The 18,255-nt window shown below is 62.7% G+C and carries 15 protein-coding genes; 4 read left to right on the plus strand and 11 right to left on the minus strand.

Going from position 1 to position 18,255, the window contains the following annotated elements:
- The first annotated feature begins 97 nt into the window (after positions 1-97).
- Positions 98-937 carry a poly(ethylene terephthalate) hydrolase family protein gene (locus tag ABWI03_RS15210; RefSeq protein WP_095968912.1) on the plus strand — a complete coding sequence of 280 codons (840 nt, stop codon included), beginning with the start codon at positions 98-100 and terminating at the stop codon, positions 935-937.
- Here the strand turns inward: ABWI03_RS15210 and ABWI03_RS15215 are convergent.
- The 10 genes from ABWI03_RS15215 to eccCa form a co-directional block, all read right to left on the minus strand.
- Positions 898-1,206 (minus strand): hypothetical protein, encoded by a 309-nt coding sequence (locus tag ABWI03_RS15215; protein ID WP_298778640.1) that lies wholly within the window; start codon positions 1,204-1,206, stop codon positions 898-900. The genes ABWI03_RS15210 and ABWI03_RS15215 overlap by 40 nt on opposite strands.
- Positions 1,203-2,351, minus strand: coding sequence for a hypothetical protein (locus tag ABWI03_RS15220; RefSeq protein ID WP_353798744.1), 1,149 nt, complete (start codon positions 2,349-2,351; stop codon positions 1,203-1,205). The genes ABWI03_RS15215 and ABWI03_RS15220 overlap by 4 nt, the downstream gene beginning before the upstream one ends.
- Positions 2,348-2,653: a hypothetical protein gene (locus ABWI03_RS15225; RefSeq protein ID WP_283376899.1), complete on the minus strand. Its 306-nt coding sequence runs from the start codon at positions 2,651-2,653 to the stop codon at positions 2,348-2,350. The genes ABWI03_RS15220 and ABWI03_RS15225 overlap by 4 nt, the downstream gene beginning before the upstream one ends.
- A 140-nt stretch (positions 2,654-2,793) precedes the next feature.
- Positions 2,794-4,131, minus strand: coding sequence for a phosphoglucosamine mutase (glmM, locus tag ABWI03_RS15230; protein ID WP_298778645.1), 1,338 nt, complete (start codon positions 4,129-4,131; stop codon positions 2,794-2,796).
- Positions 4,132-4,285: 154 nt separating this feature from the next.
- Positions 4,286-4,798: a 30S ribosomal protein S9 gene (rpsI, locus tag ABWI03_RS15235; protein ID WP_298778648.1), complete on the minus strand. Its 513-nt coding sequence runs from the start codon at positions 4,796-4,798 to the stop codon at positions 4,286-4,288.
- Positions 4,795-5,238, minus strand: a complete 444-nt coding sequence (gene rplM, locus ABWI03_RS15240; protein WP_003940842.1) for a 50S ribosomal protein L13 — start codon at positions 5,236-5,238, stop codon at positions 4,795-4,797. The genes rpsI and rplM overlap by 4 nt, the downstream gene beginning before the upstream one ends.
- Positions 5,239-5,526: 288 nt before the next feature.
- Positions 5,527-5,820: a WXG100 family type VII secretion target gene (locus ABWI03_RS15245; protein ID WP_003940975.1), complete on the minus strand. Its 294-nt coding sequence runs from the start codon at positions 5,818-5,820 to the stop codon at positions 5,527-5,529.
- A gap of 86 nt (positions 5,821-5,906) precedes the next feature.
- Complete coding sequence (locus ABWI03_RS15250) at positions 5,907-6,212, minus strand: WXG100 family type VII secretion target (protein WP_095968907.1); 306 nt, start codon at positions 6,210-6,212, stop codon at positions 5,907-5,909.
- A gap of 183 nt (positions 6,213-6,395) precedes the next feature.
- Positions 6,396-7,838: a type VII secretion-associated protein gene (locus ABWI03_RS15255; protein ID WP_298778653.1), complete on the minus strand. Its 1,443-nt coding sequence runs from the start codon at positions 7,836-7,838 to the stop codon at positions 6,396-6,398.
- A gap of 53 nt (positions 7,839-7,891) precedes the next feature.
- Positions 7,892-11,935 carry a type VII secretion protein EccCa gene (eccCa, locus tag ABWI03_RS15260; RefSeq protein ID WP_298778656.1) on the minus strand — a complete coding sequence of 1,348 codons (4,044 nt, stop codon included), beginning with the start codon at positions 11,933-11,935 and terminating at the stop codon, positions 7,892-7,894.
- Positions 11,936-12,132: 197 nt separating this feature from the next.
- Between eccCa and eccD the strand changes: the two genes are divergently transcribed.
- A complete protein-coding gene (gene eccD / locus ABWI03_RS15265) occupies positions 12,133-13,599 on the plus strand; it encodes a type VII secretion integral membrane protein EccD (RefSeq protein ID WP_298778659.1) in 1,467 nt (488 codons plus the stop codon).
- A 14-nt stretch (positions 13,600-13,613) separates the two neighbouring features.
- On the plus strand, positions 13,614-15,026 hold the full coding sequence (gene mycP / locus ABWI03_RS15270; RefSeq protein ID WP_298778663.1) for a type VII secretion-associated serine protease mycosin: 1,413 nt from the start codon (positions 13,614-13,616) through the stop codon (positions 15,024-15,026).
- Positions 15,027-15,040: 14 nt separating this feature from the next.
- Here mycP and eccB read toward each other — a convergent pair whose 3' ends face one another.
- Positions 15,041-16,507, minus strand: coding sequence for a type VII secretion protein EccB (eccB, locus tag ABWI03_RS15275; RefSeq protein WP_298778667.1), 1,467 nt, complete (start codon positions 16,505-16,507; stop codon positions 15,041-15,043).
- A 97-nt stretch (positions 16,508-16,604) separates the two neighbouring features.
- Between eccB and eccE the strand changes: the two genes are divergently transcribed.
- Positions 16,605-18,245 carry a type VII secretion protein EccE gene (gene eccE / locus ABWI03_RS15280; protein ID WP_298778670.1) on the plus strand — a complete coding sequence of 547 codons (1,641 nt, stop codon included), beginning with the start codon at positions 16,605-16,607 and terminating at the stop codon, positions 18,243-18,245.
- Positions 18,246-18,255: the final 10 nt, after the last annotated feature.

The raw sequence follows: 18,255 nt of genomic DNA on the forward strand, positions 1-18,255 counted from the left end.
TTGGACATCTGCAGTGGGCGCATTTTGCGGTTCCCGCACCTGGTTGCAGTGTCCGCTCCGCATACACGAGGCGACTCATCGGATAACGTCTTCAACCGTGGCACCGAAACTGAAGACACTGACCCGTGAGCTGTCCAAGCGCGGCCCGCATCGAGTTCTCCGCGGCAACCTCGCCCTGGCCGGACAGCCGGGTGTCGTGTACACGCCGGAAACCGGTTTCAATCTCCCCGCCGTTGCCTTCGCGCACGGGTGGATGGTCGGGTCCCACAAGTACGAGCAGACACTCCAGCACCTCGCTTCCTGGGGAATCGTCGCAGCGGCGCCCGACAGCGAACGCGGTCCGGTCCCGTCACACCTCGGATTGGCGGCAGATCTTCGGGCCACTCTCGACATCTGCGTCGGCGTACGCCTCGGCCCCGGCCAGATCAGCGTCCAACCCGATCGGGTCGCCTTTGCCGGTCACGGCATGGGCGCGGGCGCGGCAGTGCTGGCGGCAGCTCAACGTGGGGATGTCGGTGCGGTGGCCGCGCTGTTCCCGGCCCCGACGGCACCCAAGGCGGAGAACTACGCGTCGAAGATCACAGCGCCCGGATTGATCCTCGCCGGCGAAGACGACGTCGATTCCATGACCAGCAATGCCCGCCCGCTGAGCGTGGAGTGGGGCGGACCCGTCGTGGCACGTACCGTGAACGACGGTCAGGACGCCGGACTGATCGAGGGCCGACGACTCCTCGGCGCTCTGGGTCTCGGTGGGTCCGAGCGTAAGACACAGGCCGCCACACGGTGCCTGCTCACGGGCTTCCTGTTGTTCCATCTGACCGGAGACAAGAAGTACAAGGACTTCGCTGATCCCGACGTCGAGATTCCGCACACGTCACCGTTGCTCCCGGTCGAACCTCACTCCGACGCGCGGGCCAGCCAACTGTTGCGTAAGTAGGGGTCCGGGCTCGCCCCCGTCTCCGGCGGCGGGCTCGGCTCAGTCGGCGTCGGCTCGGACGCGGACCGCAGGTACGGGCCGACTCCGACGGAGCTGTCAGGATCGCTGTCAGCGGTGTCGTTCGCGGCAACTTCGGTATCGAATCGCAGCGACGGTGGGCTCTGACGCGCTTCCTCGGTCCCCGCGACTGCTCTGCGCTCACGGAACTCGTCGAGTTGAGCATCGAGGGTTCGCCGGATCGCTTCGAACGGCGCGTGTACGGACTTCACAGCGGACCAGCGCCGGCCAACTCGGCACCCGTCTCGTCGGCGGGGACGGCAGACGACTCCTCGGTAACTGCGACAGGCGGCTCCGCGTCTGGCTCCATCTCCGGACCCGGCGCCGGCAATACCTCTGCGGCGGAAACCTCAGTGGTGGATACCTCGGTGGTGGTCTCAACCGGCAGCTCGGGCTGAAGTACCTCCGACTGGGGCGGTTCCTGCAGCGTTTCCTGATCGGCGTCGAACACTATTCGCGGCCAACCATTTTCGTCCAACTCCACGCTGACCGACGCAGCGCTCCCGTCAGCGCCGGTGACATCGAGACTCACCCCGCGACCGTCGGGAGTAATCGAGAAGCCCCACACGTTGCCGCCGATCGAAAACGAGAACGGCGACACCGCGGCACCGGAAGCGCTCGGCTCCGCGACCGGCAAGCTTGACGGGAACGCATCTGTCAGCCACTGCGTCGCAACGTCGAAAGCATCACCTACTGCACTCACGCACTGCGTACACGCCCTGTCGAATTCGTCGCGAGCGTCCAGATACACCGAACGAAAAACTGTCTCCAGCCATTGCTCCGCACCACAACCGCTGGAAGCGGCGAGGGTCAGCTGCTCGATCTCCCCCGCGCCCAGACCGCCGATCGTCGCCCGGTCGAGACTGGCCACCTTGAAAGCCTTGTCGGCCAGCGCCGTTCGAACAGTCCGCGCGAATTCGTCAGCCAGTGTGATCAACAGCGGCGCCGAATCTGCATCGGACCGAGCTTCTCGCCTCGCCTCGAAGACCTGGTCTACGACCACATCCACTCCGGAAACATTCCACACCGCTGGAAGGTTCTCCGCCAGGACCGTCAGCATCGTGATCTCCGCGACCGAACCATCCACGGCCCCAGCCACGTCCGACACGTCTCGCGTCAGTGCCCCCAAATCGATGCCCACTTCTGCACGATACGAATCCTCGTAGGACGTGAGCAGTCGTTCTTCGAAACCCAACTGAGTGGCCAGGTCGTGAAATCGACCGAAGAACTGCAGTCCTCTCGCGCCAGCATCCAGGATCTCGTCGGGATGCACGAGCGAATCACGCAGTGCAAGAATATCTTCGACGAATCCAAAGCCGTTCGTCACGGCGTGAGGCGTCACGCTGTTGGGGGTCACGAAGTCGACCCGCCGGAGCCGCGCAACCGCTGCGCGCCCGCACGGTCCACGTCGACGACCGCCTCGGTCGAGGAGGAAAGCCTGCGCCCCAGCATCTCGAGAAAATCGGCACGCCCGACCAAGCGAGAATTCACGACCGCCAATGCCGAAGCCAACGCGACTCCGTGCTCGGCATAGTCACGGCCCGAAACAGCACCGCCGAATCGCAAATGCCTGATCGGTTCCGCAGAAGCTCGCAGATCCTGAGCCGCCGACACCGCATGGCGTGCCAATTCATTTGTTCCAGCACGGTCGACGTCCACGAGCGACCCCCAAGTTTGAGCGGAACCACTCGCACGTCGAGCGGCCTATGACTCCTTGGACGCAGCGGGGCGCATTTACGTTCCCTCGAAAACGCGAACGCGTCTACGTTTTCTCGGCAACGCGAACTCGCGATGTGGGGCTACACCGAACCGACGATCTCGGCCAACTGGTCGGCCAACTTCTGCGCGAGCGGGAGTTCGGTTGCTTCGACCATGACGCGGACCAGTTGCTCTGTCCCCGACGGACGCAGGAGCACTCGACCACCGTCACCGAGAACTCGCTTGGCGTCCGCGACTGCCGCAAGTACCGACGGCGACGCTGCCACCGTCGCCTTGTCGCCGACCTTGACGTTGATCAGCACCTGCGGGAGGGTGGTCATCGTTGCGGCCAATGCGGATGCCGACTTGCGCGTACGAGCCATGCGTCCGAGCAAACGGAGACCGGTGAGAATTCCATCGCCGGTGGTACCGAACGCCGGCAACACGACATGGCCTGACTGTTCTCCACCGAGGCTGTACCCGCCCGCACGCAGTTCTTCCAAGACATAGCGGTCACCTACGGCCGCCGTCACGACGTTGATTCCGGCCTCCCGCATCGCGATGTGCAACCCGAGATTGCTCATGACGGTCGCGACGAGAGTGTTCTCGACCAATTCGCCGGCGTCATTCATCGCGATCGCCAGAACAGCCATGATCGCGTCGCCGTCGACCACCGCTCCGGTCTCGTCGACTGCCAGGCAGCGGTCCGCGTCGCCGTCGTGTGCGAGCCCTAGATCCGCCCCGTGATCGACCACGGCTTTCTGAAGATTCTCCAGGTGCGTCGATCCGCAACCATCGTTGATGTTGAGGCCGTCGGGATCGGCGCTGATCGCGATGACGCGAGCGCCCGCTGCGGCGTAGGCAGCCGGTGCGAGCGCGGAAGCGGCGCCGTTGGCGCAGTCGACGACAACGGTGAGTCCGGCAAGCGGCTCGCTAGCCGCGCTCGCCAGATGTGCCAGGTACAACTGAGAGGCGTCGTCGACGGTACGGACTCGGCCGATCCCGGCACCGGTCGGAAGTACAGGCGCTGCAGCGCCGTCGAGTGCATCCTCGATCGCCACCTCGACGGCGTCGTCCAGCTTGTGTCCACCGGCCGCGAAGATCTTGATTCCGTTGTCCGGCATGGGATTATGCGACGCCGAAATCATGACACCGAGACTGGCGTCGAGCTTTGCCGTCAAGTAGGCAACTGCCGGAGTCGGAAGAATACCCACGTCGAGCACGTCGACGCCTGCGGAACTCAACCCGGCCGTCACCGCAGCCTGAAGCATCTCACCGCTGGCGCGAGGATCGCGGCCGATCACGGCGGTCGGGCGTGCATCCGAGGTGTCGGCTGTCAGTACGCTCGCCGCGGCCACTGCCAATCTCAATGCGAGATCTGCAGTCAGATCCGAATTGGCAAGTCCACGAACACCGTCAGTACCGAACAACCGACCCATAGAACGACTCCTGAATCCTGTGAACCTCGAGAATGGAACTCGAGAATGGAATTTCTCCGAGAAACACAAGAGCGAGCGTCCGGTAACGATGGACGCCCGCTCTCGTGCTGAACAGGTGCCGAAGCAGACCCGTTGGGTCAACCTCGGCAAAGCATCAGCGCTTGGAGTACTGCGATGCCTTACGGGCCTTCTTCAGGCCGTACTTCTTACGCTCGACCGCGCGGGCGTCACGCGTCAGGAAGCCTGCACGCTTGAGGGCCGGACGATCATCAGGGGTTACCTCGATGAGTGCGCGCGCGATAGCCAGACGCAGTGCGCCTGCCTGACCGGACGGGCCGCCACCGTGCAGCAGTGCAATGATGTCGAAAGAGTCGGGACGCTCGACGAGCACCAGCGGAGCCTTGATCAGCTGCTGGTGAACCTTGTTGGGGAAGTAATCCTCCAACGTACGGCCGTTGAGCTTGAACTGACCGGTGCCGGGAGCCATCCGGACGCGAACGACAGCCTCCTTGCGGCGACCGACGGTCTGGACCGGGCGATCGAGGACGATCGGTGCGAGCGTAGCTGCAGCAACCTCTTCGACGACCTCGACTGCGTCAGCGGCGACAAGCTCTTCCACTGCTTCGATGTTCTCTTCGGACACGTTCTGCTCTTCCGGCGATGTCACTGTGCGACCTGCTTGATCTCGAACGGCACCGGCTGCTGCGCGGTGTGGGGGTGATTCGGGCCCGCGTAGACCTTGAGCTTGCTGCTCATTGCGCGGCCGAGCTTCGTCTTGGGGAGCATGCCGACAATGGCCTTCTCGACGAGACGATCGGGAGTCCTGTCGAGGACCTCACCGACAGTGCGGGACTTCAGGCCACCCGGGAATCCGGAGTGGTGGTAAACGTTCTTGCCCTGGAGCTTGTTGCCGCTGATGGCAACCTTCTCTGCGTTGATGATGACAACGAAGTCACCACCGTCGATGTGCGGCGCGTAGGTGGGCTTGTGCTTGCCACGCAGCAAGTTCGCTGCCTGAACGGCAAGACGGCCGAGCACCACGTCAGTGGCGTCGATGACGTGCCACGTGTGGGTCACATCTCCGGCCTTCGGGGTGTACGTAGACACAGATCTTCCTCGTCTTAATTCATTCCACTGCTGACCATGTGCGTATCGCGTAAACGATCCTCGGCGGCCAGTTGAGACCCGAGAACCGCCGGTCTCCACGCATTTCTGCCGGAGCCCTACGGCACGCCACCGATAGACGATACCGGTCTACCCGCTGCCAGGTCAAAGCGCAGCCATCGCCGTCGACAACGCCCTCCCCGGAACCAGGGGGTAAGCGATCGACATGTGCCTGCCCCGGCAACCTGACGGTACCGGGGCAGGCGGGGTGTCATCACGACATGAATGCTGTCAGCGACCGAACCCGTTTGCGGCGATCCGATCAGCTTCCTGCATCTTCTCCGAGCCGCTCGCCGTCGCTCCGGCGATCTGCGCGAGAACCATGTTCAGTTCTTCGGAAGCCTGGGCCCAGCGGCGCTGAGCGTCGTTCCACGCTTCGGAGCCTGCCCCTTCCCAGCCTGCTTGCAGCTTGTCTACGACAACCTTGATGTCGCCCTGCTTGTCGTTGATCGCTTTGGCCTGCTGTTTCATCTGGTCGGACAGCATTGCGAGGCCGCCGAAGTCGTACTTGATCCTGTCGGACATAACTGCTCCCGGTTCGGTGTGACTGGAGAGAAATTGCGAGAACTACTGGCTGAGGACTGCTTGATCGAACGGTGAAGCGCTCACGGTCAGGACATGTTCACCGTCGCGCCGCGAAGCGCGCTGACGTTGTCGTCTTCGGTCGAGTCGAAGGTTCCAGCAGCCTGTTTGATCTGCTCGCAGATGTCGGTCAGAGCAGTGTCCAACTTCAGGGCCGCGCTGTTGTATCGCTCCATGATTCCTGCGTATTCGACCTGTGCGGCGCCGTTCCACGAATTGTGCGAAGCGTCGGCCTCCGACCGAACAGCGTTGACCAGTCCCCTGATGTCACCGAGATGTCCGTCGATGGTCCCCGCCGAATCGATCAATTCAGCGGTAGTTGCGGTAAAGCCCATGTCGTCCCCCTGGATTCGGTGAGTACCGTTCGGTATCGGCGATCACACACGACGGCTTGCCCGTCGAATGTGCACCGGGGTCCGAGCGGAACTCCCTGATGTGCGCTACACATACTTTGACGCGATCTCCGTGCCAACGGTTCCGGCCCGACCGAAGAATATTTTCAGAACCGACCGATCCGATCAGGGTTTGAATTCGAGTGACTGCCACATCCGCAGACAGTCCGCTTCGAGACTGTCCCACTCACCGACCAGATACTGGCAGCCGATACTCACTTGCCGACCGTTGCCGACGTACACGTGCCAACGCACCTCGGAGAAATCGTCCGGAAACTCGACGTACACCACTGCCTGTTTTCCTGCGGCATCGTCGATCACAGAAAACTCTCCGAACCGCAACGGGTCCTCGAACGCCGAAAACTGCTGACGCAAAGCAGCTTCGACGGAATCGAATCCCGCACCTTCCGCAAGACGTTTCTCGATGACCACGATCTTGCGATCCTCGCCGGAGCTGGGTATCAAATCGGTACGACCGCTCGAAGTCCCTGGTGACAGAAGCTTCCAATCGGAAGGCAACTCTGCTGCAACGCTTCCCAGGTCCACACGCCTGAGTTCCGGCGTGACATCGGGCTCGATCGACGGAATCGAAGTCTTCGGTGCGGGCTTCCCCTGATCTTTCGACGCCTCCGCGATCTCAACTTCGTCTTCCGCCGTAGCTGCGACCGACCCTGCCGACCGAGAATCGCTTCGATCGCGAGTGAACACCACAACCGTTGCCGCGACCACAGCGACGACGGCGACCATCGCAAGCGCCGCAGCGAACCATCGACGGCCTCCGTTCCTCCCGTCGACTCGACGCGGTGAGGAGGCAGTCGAGTCCATGGAAGTAATCGACATCGCGCCATCCGAATCGCCTACCCACCCGGCGCCAAAAGCCGAATTGTCGACGATTCGACCGGAACTGTCCCGCGCGGTTGTCTGGCGAACGAGCGTCTGAGGATCCACCAGAGACGACGCCACCCGACTCTCGTCCAGAATTCGAATGCTCGCGTGGCCGTGGACATTCGTCGAGCCACGTTCGAGCGAAGCCGCAACGGCATGGGAGCGCGGCCCGACCAGCACCACGGCGTCCCGAACCGACAAGTCCCCGATTGCGGAAAACAACCCCGCAACGTCTGCGATCGCCGAACTTTGTGCCCCGTCGATTCGGAGTTCGCCGTCGACCTCACCGACAACAGACGCGACCACCGTTCCGCCACGCAGTTCGAGGACGACGCACCGCGATCGCCAGGCTGTGTGAGCCGACCTCGCCGCCGCGACCGACGTCGGAACGAGGACGACGTCGTGCGCCACTCGCCGTGCGGCATCGAGCAATCGCCGCCTGCGTGGGGCACCCCAATCCGAGGGATGACTGAGATAGAGAATGTCTACATCGACGATTCCGCACCCGTCCATCGCCCTGGAAATCAGCCTGGCCAGCTCCAAAACCGTCGGGACAATCCGACCATCTACGTCGACATAGTCGTCGTCGACGAAATCGATCGCATTTTCACCGGTACCGGGACCCGACGCCGTTTCCCGTCTGAGGTCTGCACTGCAACAGAATTCGCGTTGACCCGATACCACCCAGATATTGGATGGACCCCAATGTAACGAGACTGACACCAAGGACGGAACGGTCACAGCGGTGGCATCCACGGAACTTGGACAAGTTGGGTTTGCGAGCGAGAAACGTAGACCCCACGACCTTCCGGCAATGTCGACGCGCGGACGGTGCCGACGAGATTTCCCTCGTCACGACTTCCGCTCATGATCAATCCGGCCGGTGCCATGTCGCGAATTCTCGCGATCACCGGCTCGTACAGTGCCCTGGCCGCGCCACCGGAACGGCGGGCAATCACCAGGTGCAAACCGATGTCCTTGGAATGCGGAATGTATTCGAGCAACGGCGCCACCGGATTTCCACTCGATGTAGCCACAAGGTCGTAGTCGTCGATCAGTACATAAATCTCCGGCCCACTCCACCACGACCGTTCCCGCAATTGCTGCTGCGTTGTTTCGGCGTTCGGCATCCTCGCGGCGACGATCCGAGCCAAGTCGACCATCAACTCACCGAAGGTCGTCGACGACGCCGAGTACCCGCCGAGGTGATTCCCTTCGACCACTCCCAGCAGGGAATGCCGATAGTCACCGATAATCAGCTTGGCCTGGGCCGGTGTGTTCGACGCGATGATCCCTTCCGCTATTGCGCGCAGAAGAGATGTCTTGCCACACGCGGTGTCGCCGAATATCAAGAAGTGCGGGTGTTCCCGGAAGTCCATGTACACCGGCGCGAGGTCGGTCTCACCGAGGCCGATCGGCACGGTGAGGCACCGACCGTCGGCCGCACTCGGTGAGGGCCACCGGGTCCCGACAGCTTCGAGAAGTTCTGCCCGCGAGTACGAATCCGGAAGCATCCGCACGGTCGGTGCCGGACGCGAATTCGACATGGCCGCAATACGTTCGACCGTCGCCGTCACACTCCCGCTGGAGTTCTCACTACCTGGCAAACCGTCGATTCGAGGTAGTCCGGTAAGAAGGTGGAGCCCGTCGCGTGTGATGCCTCGACCCGGTCGACCTTCCGGCACCAGGCCGGCTTTCTGGCGACCCGCATCCGAATCTCCCGGATCGCCCAACCGAAGTTCGATACGAGTACCCAGTTGGTCCTTGAGTGCCGGCCGGATCTCGGCCCACCTCGACGTCGTGACGATCACGTGCACACCGAAGGACAATCCTTGACCGGCGAGCATGTTGATCTGAGGCTCGAGCGATTCGAAATCCGAACGAACACTGGGCCAACCATCGACGACGAGGAAGACGTCACCGTACGGGTCATCTCGGAGTCCCGCCGCCACACCTTCCCCGGTGGGATCAACTGTTCGCAGTCTTCGGAAATCGGCCATCGAGTCGATGCCGAGGTCACGAAACAGCCGCTCTCGTTTCGCGACCACACCGAGTACCTCGGCAACCGTGCGCCGGACGCGGTCGGAATCCAAGCGGTTTGCCACCGATCCGACGTGCGGCAGATCCTTCAACCCGAGGAGCGTTCCACCGCCGAAGTCGAGGCAGTAGAACTGAATCTGTTCCGGCGTGTGCGTCATGCTCAGAGACAGGATCAATGTGCGCAACGCCGTCGATTTTCCCGACTGCGGGCCACCGACGATCGCAAGGTTGCCCGTCGATCCGTTGAGATCGGCGACGAGAAGATCGCGGCGCTGATCGAACGGCCTGTCGACTATGCCGAAGGGTGCGCTCAGATTTCCGCGAGGTTGATCACCGGCCGCCCACCGCGGCAGCAACTGGTCAAGCGTCGGAGATGCCTCGAGTGGCGGGAGCCACACCTCGTGTGCGCGCGGACCGTGACCACGCATGCGGTCGACGAGGACTCCCATGAGAGTACGTGCATCGTCACCAATTTCACCCATGTCGACGACATCGGGTTCGACGGGAACGACAGCAGCCTCCGGCCCGATCACGGGAGTCGCGGTAAAGGGCAGCGGCGCGAGTTCGACGGGGGAATCGACCGAGAATCGAGTGGGCACTATCCGCTCGCCCTCGCACGGGCCTGACACGTATGCACCTTGGAAGCGAACGATCTCAGCAGAATCGGACTTCAGATATCCCGCACCGGGCGTGCCTGGTAGGTGATAAGCATCGGGAACACCGAGAACGGAACGAGACTCGTTCGCCGAGAAAGTTTTCAAACCGATCCGATACGAAAGATGGCTGTCGAGCCCCCGCAGCTTTCCTTCGTCGAGCCGCTGACTGGCCAACAACAAGTGGATGTGAAGTGACCTCCCCAATCGCCCGATGGCCACGAACAATTCGGCAAATTCCGGCTGTTGACTGAGCAGTTCGGAAAACTCGTCGACAACCACGAAGAGTGCAGGCAACGGATCGAGTGCAGCGCCGGCCAGCCTCGCCTTCTCGTAATCGGACACGTTTGCGAAGTTTCCCGCCGCACGCAGCAGTTCTTGTCGACGATTCATTTCGCCGGCGAGCGCGTCCTTCATACGATCGACCATCGCCAATTCCTCGGCAAGGTTGGTGATGATCGCAGCAACGTGCGGCGCCTCCTCGAGGCCGAGAAAGGTTGCACCACCTTTGAAGTCGATCAGGACGAGGTTCAGTGCGTTGGGTGAGTGGGTCGCGATCAGGCCGAGCACCAAGGTTCGCAGGAACTCCGACTTGCCAGAACCGGTGGCTCCGATACACAGGCCGTGCGGACCCATACCGTTCTCGGCCGATTCCTTCAGATCCAGTTCGACGGGGTTTCCGTCTTGTCCGACACCGATCGGCACGCGGAGTCGGTCGCGCCCCTGACGTGGCAGCCAGCCGTGCTCGGGATTGAACCTCGCAACATTTCCTATCCCCAACATCTGGCTCCAAGTCCGAAGGGACCGGTCGTCGTCGGCTGCGTCCACGGCGTTCTGCGATGCCGCGCGGAACGGTGCGATGCGACGTCCGAACGACTGGGCCAGGCTCGTCGTCGCAGCGTCAGGCGTCGCAAAGTTCTCGACTCCTGCGCTGCTCACCGCGCCGATCTGCTCGCTACCGACGACCAGTCGCAGACCACGCGCCGCCGCCAAGCGCGGGCAGAACCCGCACAGGTCGAGGACGGTCACCGAGTCGAGCCCGGATTCGGACAACAGGCCGGTGTCACCTTCGAGCAAGCCACCGTCCACGACCAACACGAGATGCGGAACGCCCGCACTCGCTGGAGTGTTGCGGGCGAACCGAGCACGCATCGAAAGCGATTCACCGAGGGAACTCTCGAACTCGAGGTACGAACCGAACACCATACGTGAAGTGCCGGCGCCGTCCTGAGACTCCGGATGTTGCACGTGTGGCAGCCACTTGACCCACTCCCACTCGGATTCGGTATCGGGACCGCACACCACCGCAACTTGGACCGTGTCCGGACCGTGGAAAGTGCACAGCTGCATCAACATCGAGCGGACAAGCGCACGAGCGGAATCTCTCTGCCCCTCGATGGACATCGCAGCAAATCCGCGAAGCGAGACGGCTGTCGGCAGATCCTTGACAACCGAATGCGCACGAACGAATCGCCGAAGCGAGACAGCGGCGACGGGTTCGAGATCCTCGACCGGCCCGGTCTCCGGAGATACGAGTCTGGTGGCCAATCGCTGTGTACCCAGACCGACCCGAACGTGGCAGTAGTCCGAGTCGGTGATCTGACGTTCCCACATCCGCACAGTTCCGACCAACGTCCAGAGCAACGACGGCTCGGGGTTGCTCCATTGCAGTGCAGCACGCTGCGCACCAGACGTCGCAGCAACATCGCTGCGCATCTGATCCAGGTACCGCAGGTAGTCCTTGCGGTCCTCGTTCGCTTCGGACGCCCGTGCTCCACCGCTACGACCGCCCCCGGCGAGCATCCCGAGCATCGACACCATCATCATGACCGGAAACAGGAGAGACATCGGATTGCGCGCCATGCCGGAAGAGAACATCAGCGCCACCATGCCGATCATGGCAACCACCATGATCACCGGAAGTAGTTTGGTCAGTAGGTTTCCCGGCGTGACGCGAGGAATCTCCGGTGGGGCCTGAAGCGTCACCTCGCCGCCCGGTGTGCGCGGCGATTCACGGCGCGCTCGACGCGCAAATCTGACAGTGCTCAATTCACCCACCCCCATCGGTGCTGCAACTGTTGCCGACATGCGCCTCGTCCCGGCTACCGCCGGCCCCCCAAGGCGTACTCGCGCAATTGCAAGAGAGTAGATCACAACACCGACACTCGGGTCGGTGCCACCTGTTGTCGGCGCTGTCTCCGACACGGGCGCGCAGTTCATGTCGTATCGTTCGGGTGAACTGGGGTGACGCGACAGGGGAATCGCGTCATGGGAGGGGACAGATCTTGACCAGCACCACTACAACCAGCGCTGCACACACCGGGCACGGACCACGCGCGACCCATTCTGCCGAACTGTGCAGGTTGACGGTACTTTCAGCCCATTCGCAGGTGGATCTTGCGGTGCCGCTTCGTGTTCCACTCACGGCGGTCATTCCGGGCATTGTGGACACAATTGTCAACCACAGCAATCTCAACGAGTTCGACCACAGCACCGAACAATTCGAGCCCGTCGACTGGACTCTGTCGAAAGTCGGCAGGGCGCCGCTGGCACCGATGCTGTCGCTGCACGAGCACGGAATACGCGATGGGGAATTGCTCGTACTCGAGGCCGCGGACACGGCTGCCCCGCCCCCACTCTTCGACGACATCATGTACACCGTCGCGGCCACGGATGCAGACATCTACCGGCGCTGGACTCCGATCACCGCGCGCGTCGTCGGCTCGTCCGCCGCCCTCGTCGCAGCGCTCATCGCGGCCCTCGCCCTGGTCCTCGGCGATACGGGTCTGATCGGCGCTGTCTGCGGCGGAGTCACGTCCTTGGTGCTCACCGTCACCGCCGTCGTGGCAGCGCGCGTGTACGCAGACACTGCAAGCTCCATCACACTCGGATGCACGGCGGTGCCACTGGCTTTCGTCTCCGGCGCACTTTGTGTACCCGGCACTGTCCTTTCTGCTCATCTCCTTCTCGGTTCGGCATTCGCAGCCGCGGTAACTCTGATCTGCCTCCGCTTGTGCGGTGCCGGATTAGCCGTCTTCACCACACTTCTCGTCGTCCTCCTTGCTGCGGCGAGCACCTTCGCCGTCACGACGACGCTTCCCGAGGCGCGCACCGCGACGGTCAGCAGCGCGGTGATTGCCGCGGCATTGATCGTTCTCACGTTCACTGCTCGACTGTCGATGCTGTTCGCGCGATTACCGCTTCCCCCTGTTCCGACGCCGAGTAATCCCCTCGACGACGATCGCGACGGAGTGCCCGAGCCCGAGCTACCCGGGCTGACCGAGTTGACCGACAGGGCGGGGCGGGCTCGTAGCTATCTGACCGGACTGATCGTGGCCACGTCGGTGGTCGCGCTCACTGCCGCAGTCGCACTCGCATGGTCCTGGACCGGTCAAGGAATCGTCTGGCCGAACCTTGCTCTCGCATTGGCGACGGCCGTCGTGCTGATGTTTCGCGGGCGCACCTATGCGGGCGCACAGCAGGCGGTCCCTCTCATCGCGGCAGGCATCTCGGTGATTCTCGTTCTCCTGGGCGACATGGCGTGGACCCATCGCGACCATGCATTGGTCGTCTTCGCCATCACTATGACTGTTCTCCTCCTGTCACTGATTCTGGGAATCCTCGCCCCCCAGAACACATTCAGCCCCGTGATGCGGCGCGCGGCGGAACTGTTGGACCTCGCTGCTATTGCAGCAATCGTTCCGCTGATCTGCTGGGTCAGCGGGCTCTTCGCGCTCATGCGCGGTCTCTGAGCGATCGGATCTCGATGGTGATTCGACGCGCGACAAACACCTGTGCCGCATTCGTGATCGTTGCCTTCACAGTTCTCGCCGGGGCGGGTGGCGCATCGAGTGCGGTTCCTTCCCCCATCGATCCTGCAATGCTGCCCGAGGACGGTCCGCCCGCACCTCCCCACCCCACCGAACAGCGAACCCTGTGCGTCCCCGCCGTAGCGGGTGGTGACGGTGCGGATATTCCACGTTCTCAACAGGATCTGGGATTCGATTCGGTGTGGCCGATCACCCGAGGGGCAGGGCAGCGAATTGCTGTCATCGACACCGGCGTCAGCAGACATCCCCGGCTACCTGCACTCGAAGGCGGCGGTGACTATGTCGGGACCTCCGACGGCGCCGATGATTGTGACTCACATGGAACAGTCGTGGCGGGTCTCATCGCCGCCCAGCAGGTCGAGGGTTCCGGATTCACCGGAGCTGCGCCGGACGCACAGATCATCTCGATCAGGCAGTCCAGTGCCGCTTTCTCGGTGGCCGGCCAACGCGAAGACCCTGCTGTAGCCGAGAACTCGTCTGGCTACGGAAACGTCGACACCATGGCATCGGCGGTCCGTCACGCTGCGGACATGGGTGCAAGCGTCATCAACATCTCCGAAGTCGCCTGTAAGCCTGCCGGGGACGGGATCAACGACCAACGGCTCGGCGCTGCAATCGAATACGCCACGATTGCGAAGAACGTCGTAGTCGTCGCTGCTGCAGGTAACGTCGGATCAGGAGGGTGCAAGAACCAGAATCCACCACCGGATCCCCTCGCTCCCCTAGCCGATCCATGGGACTCGGTTGTGACGATTGCCAGTCCGGCTTGGTACGACGACTATGTCCTCACCGTCGGGTCGGTAGACCCCACGGGCGCCGCCAGCTCATTCAGCCTCGGCGGTCCATGGGTCGACGTGGCGGCTCCCGGCACCGGAATCACCTCACTTCACCCGACATCGCCCGGTCTGACCAACGGGGTTTACGGCCCTGACGGCGCCGTACAGTCGTTCAACGGGACCAGTTTCGCTGCGCCCTATGTCGCGGCAACCGCCGCACTGGTCCGGTCGGTTCACCCGGAACTGACTGCGCTCGAGGTCATGCGACGTATCGAAGCCACGGCCCACGCTCCGGCGCAGGGTTGGAATCCCTACGTCGGTCACGGCGTCATCGATCCACTCGCTGCGGTAACTGGCGAATTGGCACCGGGGGAACCCGTCCAGGTCCATCATCAGTCGGTATCGATCGATCCCCTACCCACGCCGCCGACCCCCGACAACCGATCTCGCGACGCGGCACTCGTCGGAGCCGGAACGGTCGGCACCCTCGCCCTACTGACGCTGTTGGCATCGATGCCCCTTCGTCGAGTCATTCGTCGGCATCTTCCCGAACGCCGGAACATCGATCTCTGAACCGTCAGCGCTGTTCAGTTCACCGGAGCGGCCGGCGCTGTATCGGGGGCGACTCCGTCGTGAGCTATCAGTGCGTTTTCCTTCTCGAGCGCAGGACCTGATGCAAGTAGGTCGAGCATCTGCCACGGCGCGCGATCAGGCGTTCGCGTCAATCCGAGTGCGCGAGCCGAGGTTTCGTCTGGAACTCCGTATTTCACACCGGTATCGGATACGTAGAACACTCCGTCGCGCCTGGTGCTGCTCGTCTCGATTCCGGTCGCTTGAACAAATCCGCCGAATCCCTGTTCGACATGGACGCTGTCGAGATTGTCACCCGATCCGTCCGCCTGCGCCAGGGATACCAACTTGCCCCCCTCCGGGATCGGAACCTGCAATCCAGCGACGAGTTTCAGCGTTGCAGAACTACTTTCGCCGCCCTCGACTGCAGGCGAGGGAGCCCATTGCAGACAGCCGACAGGCGCGCCGCGATCATCGACGATCTCCGGAACCGCCTGCGGCAACGAGTCGACGGTCAACTCGCTCACCGAGGGAATACGACTGATGGCATCAGGGGTGACGTTCGTGATCCCGGTGGCGCCCTGTGAATCCGAGAAGTAGATCAGTTGAGCGACTGCCGCGCCGACCTTCTGGATACCGTTCTCGAGTACCACGTAGTACTGCGGGTCCGCACCCGCCGAAACCTGGACGACGGAGCCGACAGTTTTGTTCTGCAGAGGAAACCGGGGTGCTGAGCCCAGTTCGGGAATTCGCGGAGCGTCGACGCGCGGAACTTCGGGAATCGAATTGAGGAATCCGATGCTGATCGGTCGCGCCTGTGCCCCTTCCAGCCCCAAAGCCCGCATGATCGCCGGATTGTCCACATCGATTTCCGCTCGCTTTCCGTCGTACACGAGAAAGTGATCGGCCCCCGACTTCACCAGGAATGCACGGTCATTCGTCAGATATGTCGTGTTTTCACCGACATTGGACGAGCCGACCAGGACCGAAGTCGTCAACGATTTTCTCCCGTCGGATCCGACGGAATCGCACACCGTCCACAATGCGTTGGTCGGGTCGGCCGATTCCGGCAGCGCGGACGGTGCGCCGGGAATGCCGACGAGCGCGCCCCGGGGTTTCGCCTCGACCTCGGATGCCTTGACTATTGCCGGTTTTCCTGGCGAACCCAGAATCAGTCGTGCCGAGGCCAAGTTCAGCACAGGGCGAAAAGTACCCTCCATGGCGACGAACATCGCGCCCGATTCCTTTGCAACGACGATATCTGCATCGCCGATCTTGTCCTGTGGCCGAAACAGAGCAAGCACCGCACAACCCGCCAATCCCAGTGCAGCGAGGACTATTCCGACGGTGAAGGCGCGCGACTGTGACCGCATCGGATCGTGAAGCATCCGAACGTCTCGTCTGACCAGCGCGTGTTCCATCCGCCTGACCAAGAATCGGTACCCGTTGACCTGCCAGCGAGTGGTAGGTGTCGCAGCCATCATTCCCCCCGTGCCTTACATCCCCTTGCGAAGACACAGTACAGTTTCGCCGGGGCGGAAATTTTCGGGTAGTTCGCAGGTCAGGTATCGGGGAGGAACCGTGGACCGATCGCGGTTGAGGCATTGGCCGTCGTCGCACAGGATTTCGACGCACGAATTCGTGTCGGCACAGATTCTCGGAATCGGTGCGGGCGGAATCGCGATGGCCAGTGGGCTGGATTGGCTCTGGGCGCTGGCAATCGGTTGTATGGTTGCCGGATCAATGCTGCTTCATGTGGGCGGTTGGTCGGTAATGTCCTGGATTGTCAAGTACTTTCGCTTTCTGCGCCACAAGGACGTCGGCGGCGGCACGATCGTCAGTTTTCACTCCCCCTCCGAGCAGTCGATCGGGCTCCGAGTGGAGGGATCTTCACTCGTCGCTGTCGTCGAGATCGCTCCCCCACGCGACTACCTGACCAGAATCGGGCGTCATTCGTTCGACGCTTCCCACCTTCTTCCCACGGCAGCCCTCGCCAATTGTCTTTATCAGCACGACATTTCACTGACCGGCATCGACATTGTCAGTCACGGATACCGCGCCGCATCGGGAACGCCGGCCACCGAAGTCTACGAACGTCTCATCGGACCACTACCGGCCACCGCCACCAGAAGTGTCTGGCTTGCTCTACGTTTCGACGCTTTGGAGGGTGGTGCAGCAGTCGAACGCCGAGGCGGGGGCGAACAGGGCGCGGGCCGCGCGATCGCTGTTGCCGCAAATCGTGTCATCCGGGTGCTCGATTCAACGGGATGCAAGGCGCGGATCCTGACCGCACCGGAGATCGCATCGTCCACGGCCCAGGTGACAAGAGGAGTCGCCAGCCACGAGGTCACCGAAACGTGGCGAAGTACCTCCTTGCCCGGCGTGTCCAACGTCGGATACGGGATCGAACCCCTCTTCATCACAGCCGCGACCCTGACTCAGGTATGGGCCGTGGCAACGGTCGGGACGTCCGTGACAATTCGGTTGCGCCCGACCGGCGAACGCGGAAGGGCGAAGGTCAGTGCGACCTGTCGCTTCACCACACGCAATCCACCTGAGAACGCACCGCTGGCCGGTTTGGTCTCGCTACGTGGGCGCCAGCGCGACGGATTGCTGACCAACTTGCCGACCGCACTGACCGCGCTGGATCCGATCACGCCGCACATCCGTATGGACGGCGGCAGACTCGACTCACTCGCTCTGCCCCTGGCCGGCTGCGGCCAGCTCATCGGCTCGGACCGAAACGGGCACGGCGTCACGGCAAGAATCTCGGGACCCGGCGTCAACACCGTTTTTGTCGCAGGCGAACTCTATCTGGCTCAACAGTTGATCTTTCGAGCCATTGCGACCGGCGCACGAGTACTCGTCCACACCGATCGACCGGACGCCTGGACCCCGCTCACCGACTCCATGGGAGTGCCTGACCGACTCCGAGTGTCCGGGCAGGGTGGAGGATCTGAGGGAGCCTTCGACACCGTCCTCTTCGACGGCGTCGTGGGCCTACCTCCGCGTGCGGGCGTGACCGCGATCTACGTATACGGACATCCCCGCCAATGGCCTCGGATCGACCCTGAAATCTCGATAGTTCAGCCATTCGCACTCGGTGACAAGATCACGGTCGAAACCGGCCGCACGCGCGTTGAACTGACTCTGGTGACCATTGCTTCCGAGACCTCGTTCATCGGCCGTCCACGAGCCGGCGACGCTCACCAGATGGCGTGATCGTGCCGGT

This window comes from Rhodococcus baikonurensis (assembly GCF_040489275.1).
Lineage (GTDB): Bacteria > Actinomycetota > Actinomycetes > Mycobacteriales > Mycobacteriaceae > Rhodococcus_F > Rhodococcus_F baikonurensis.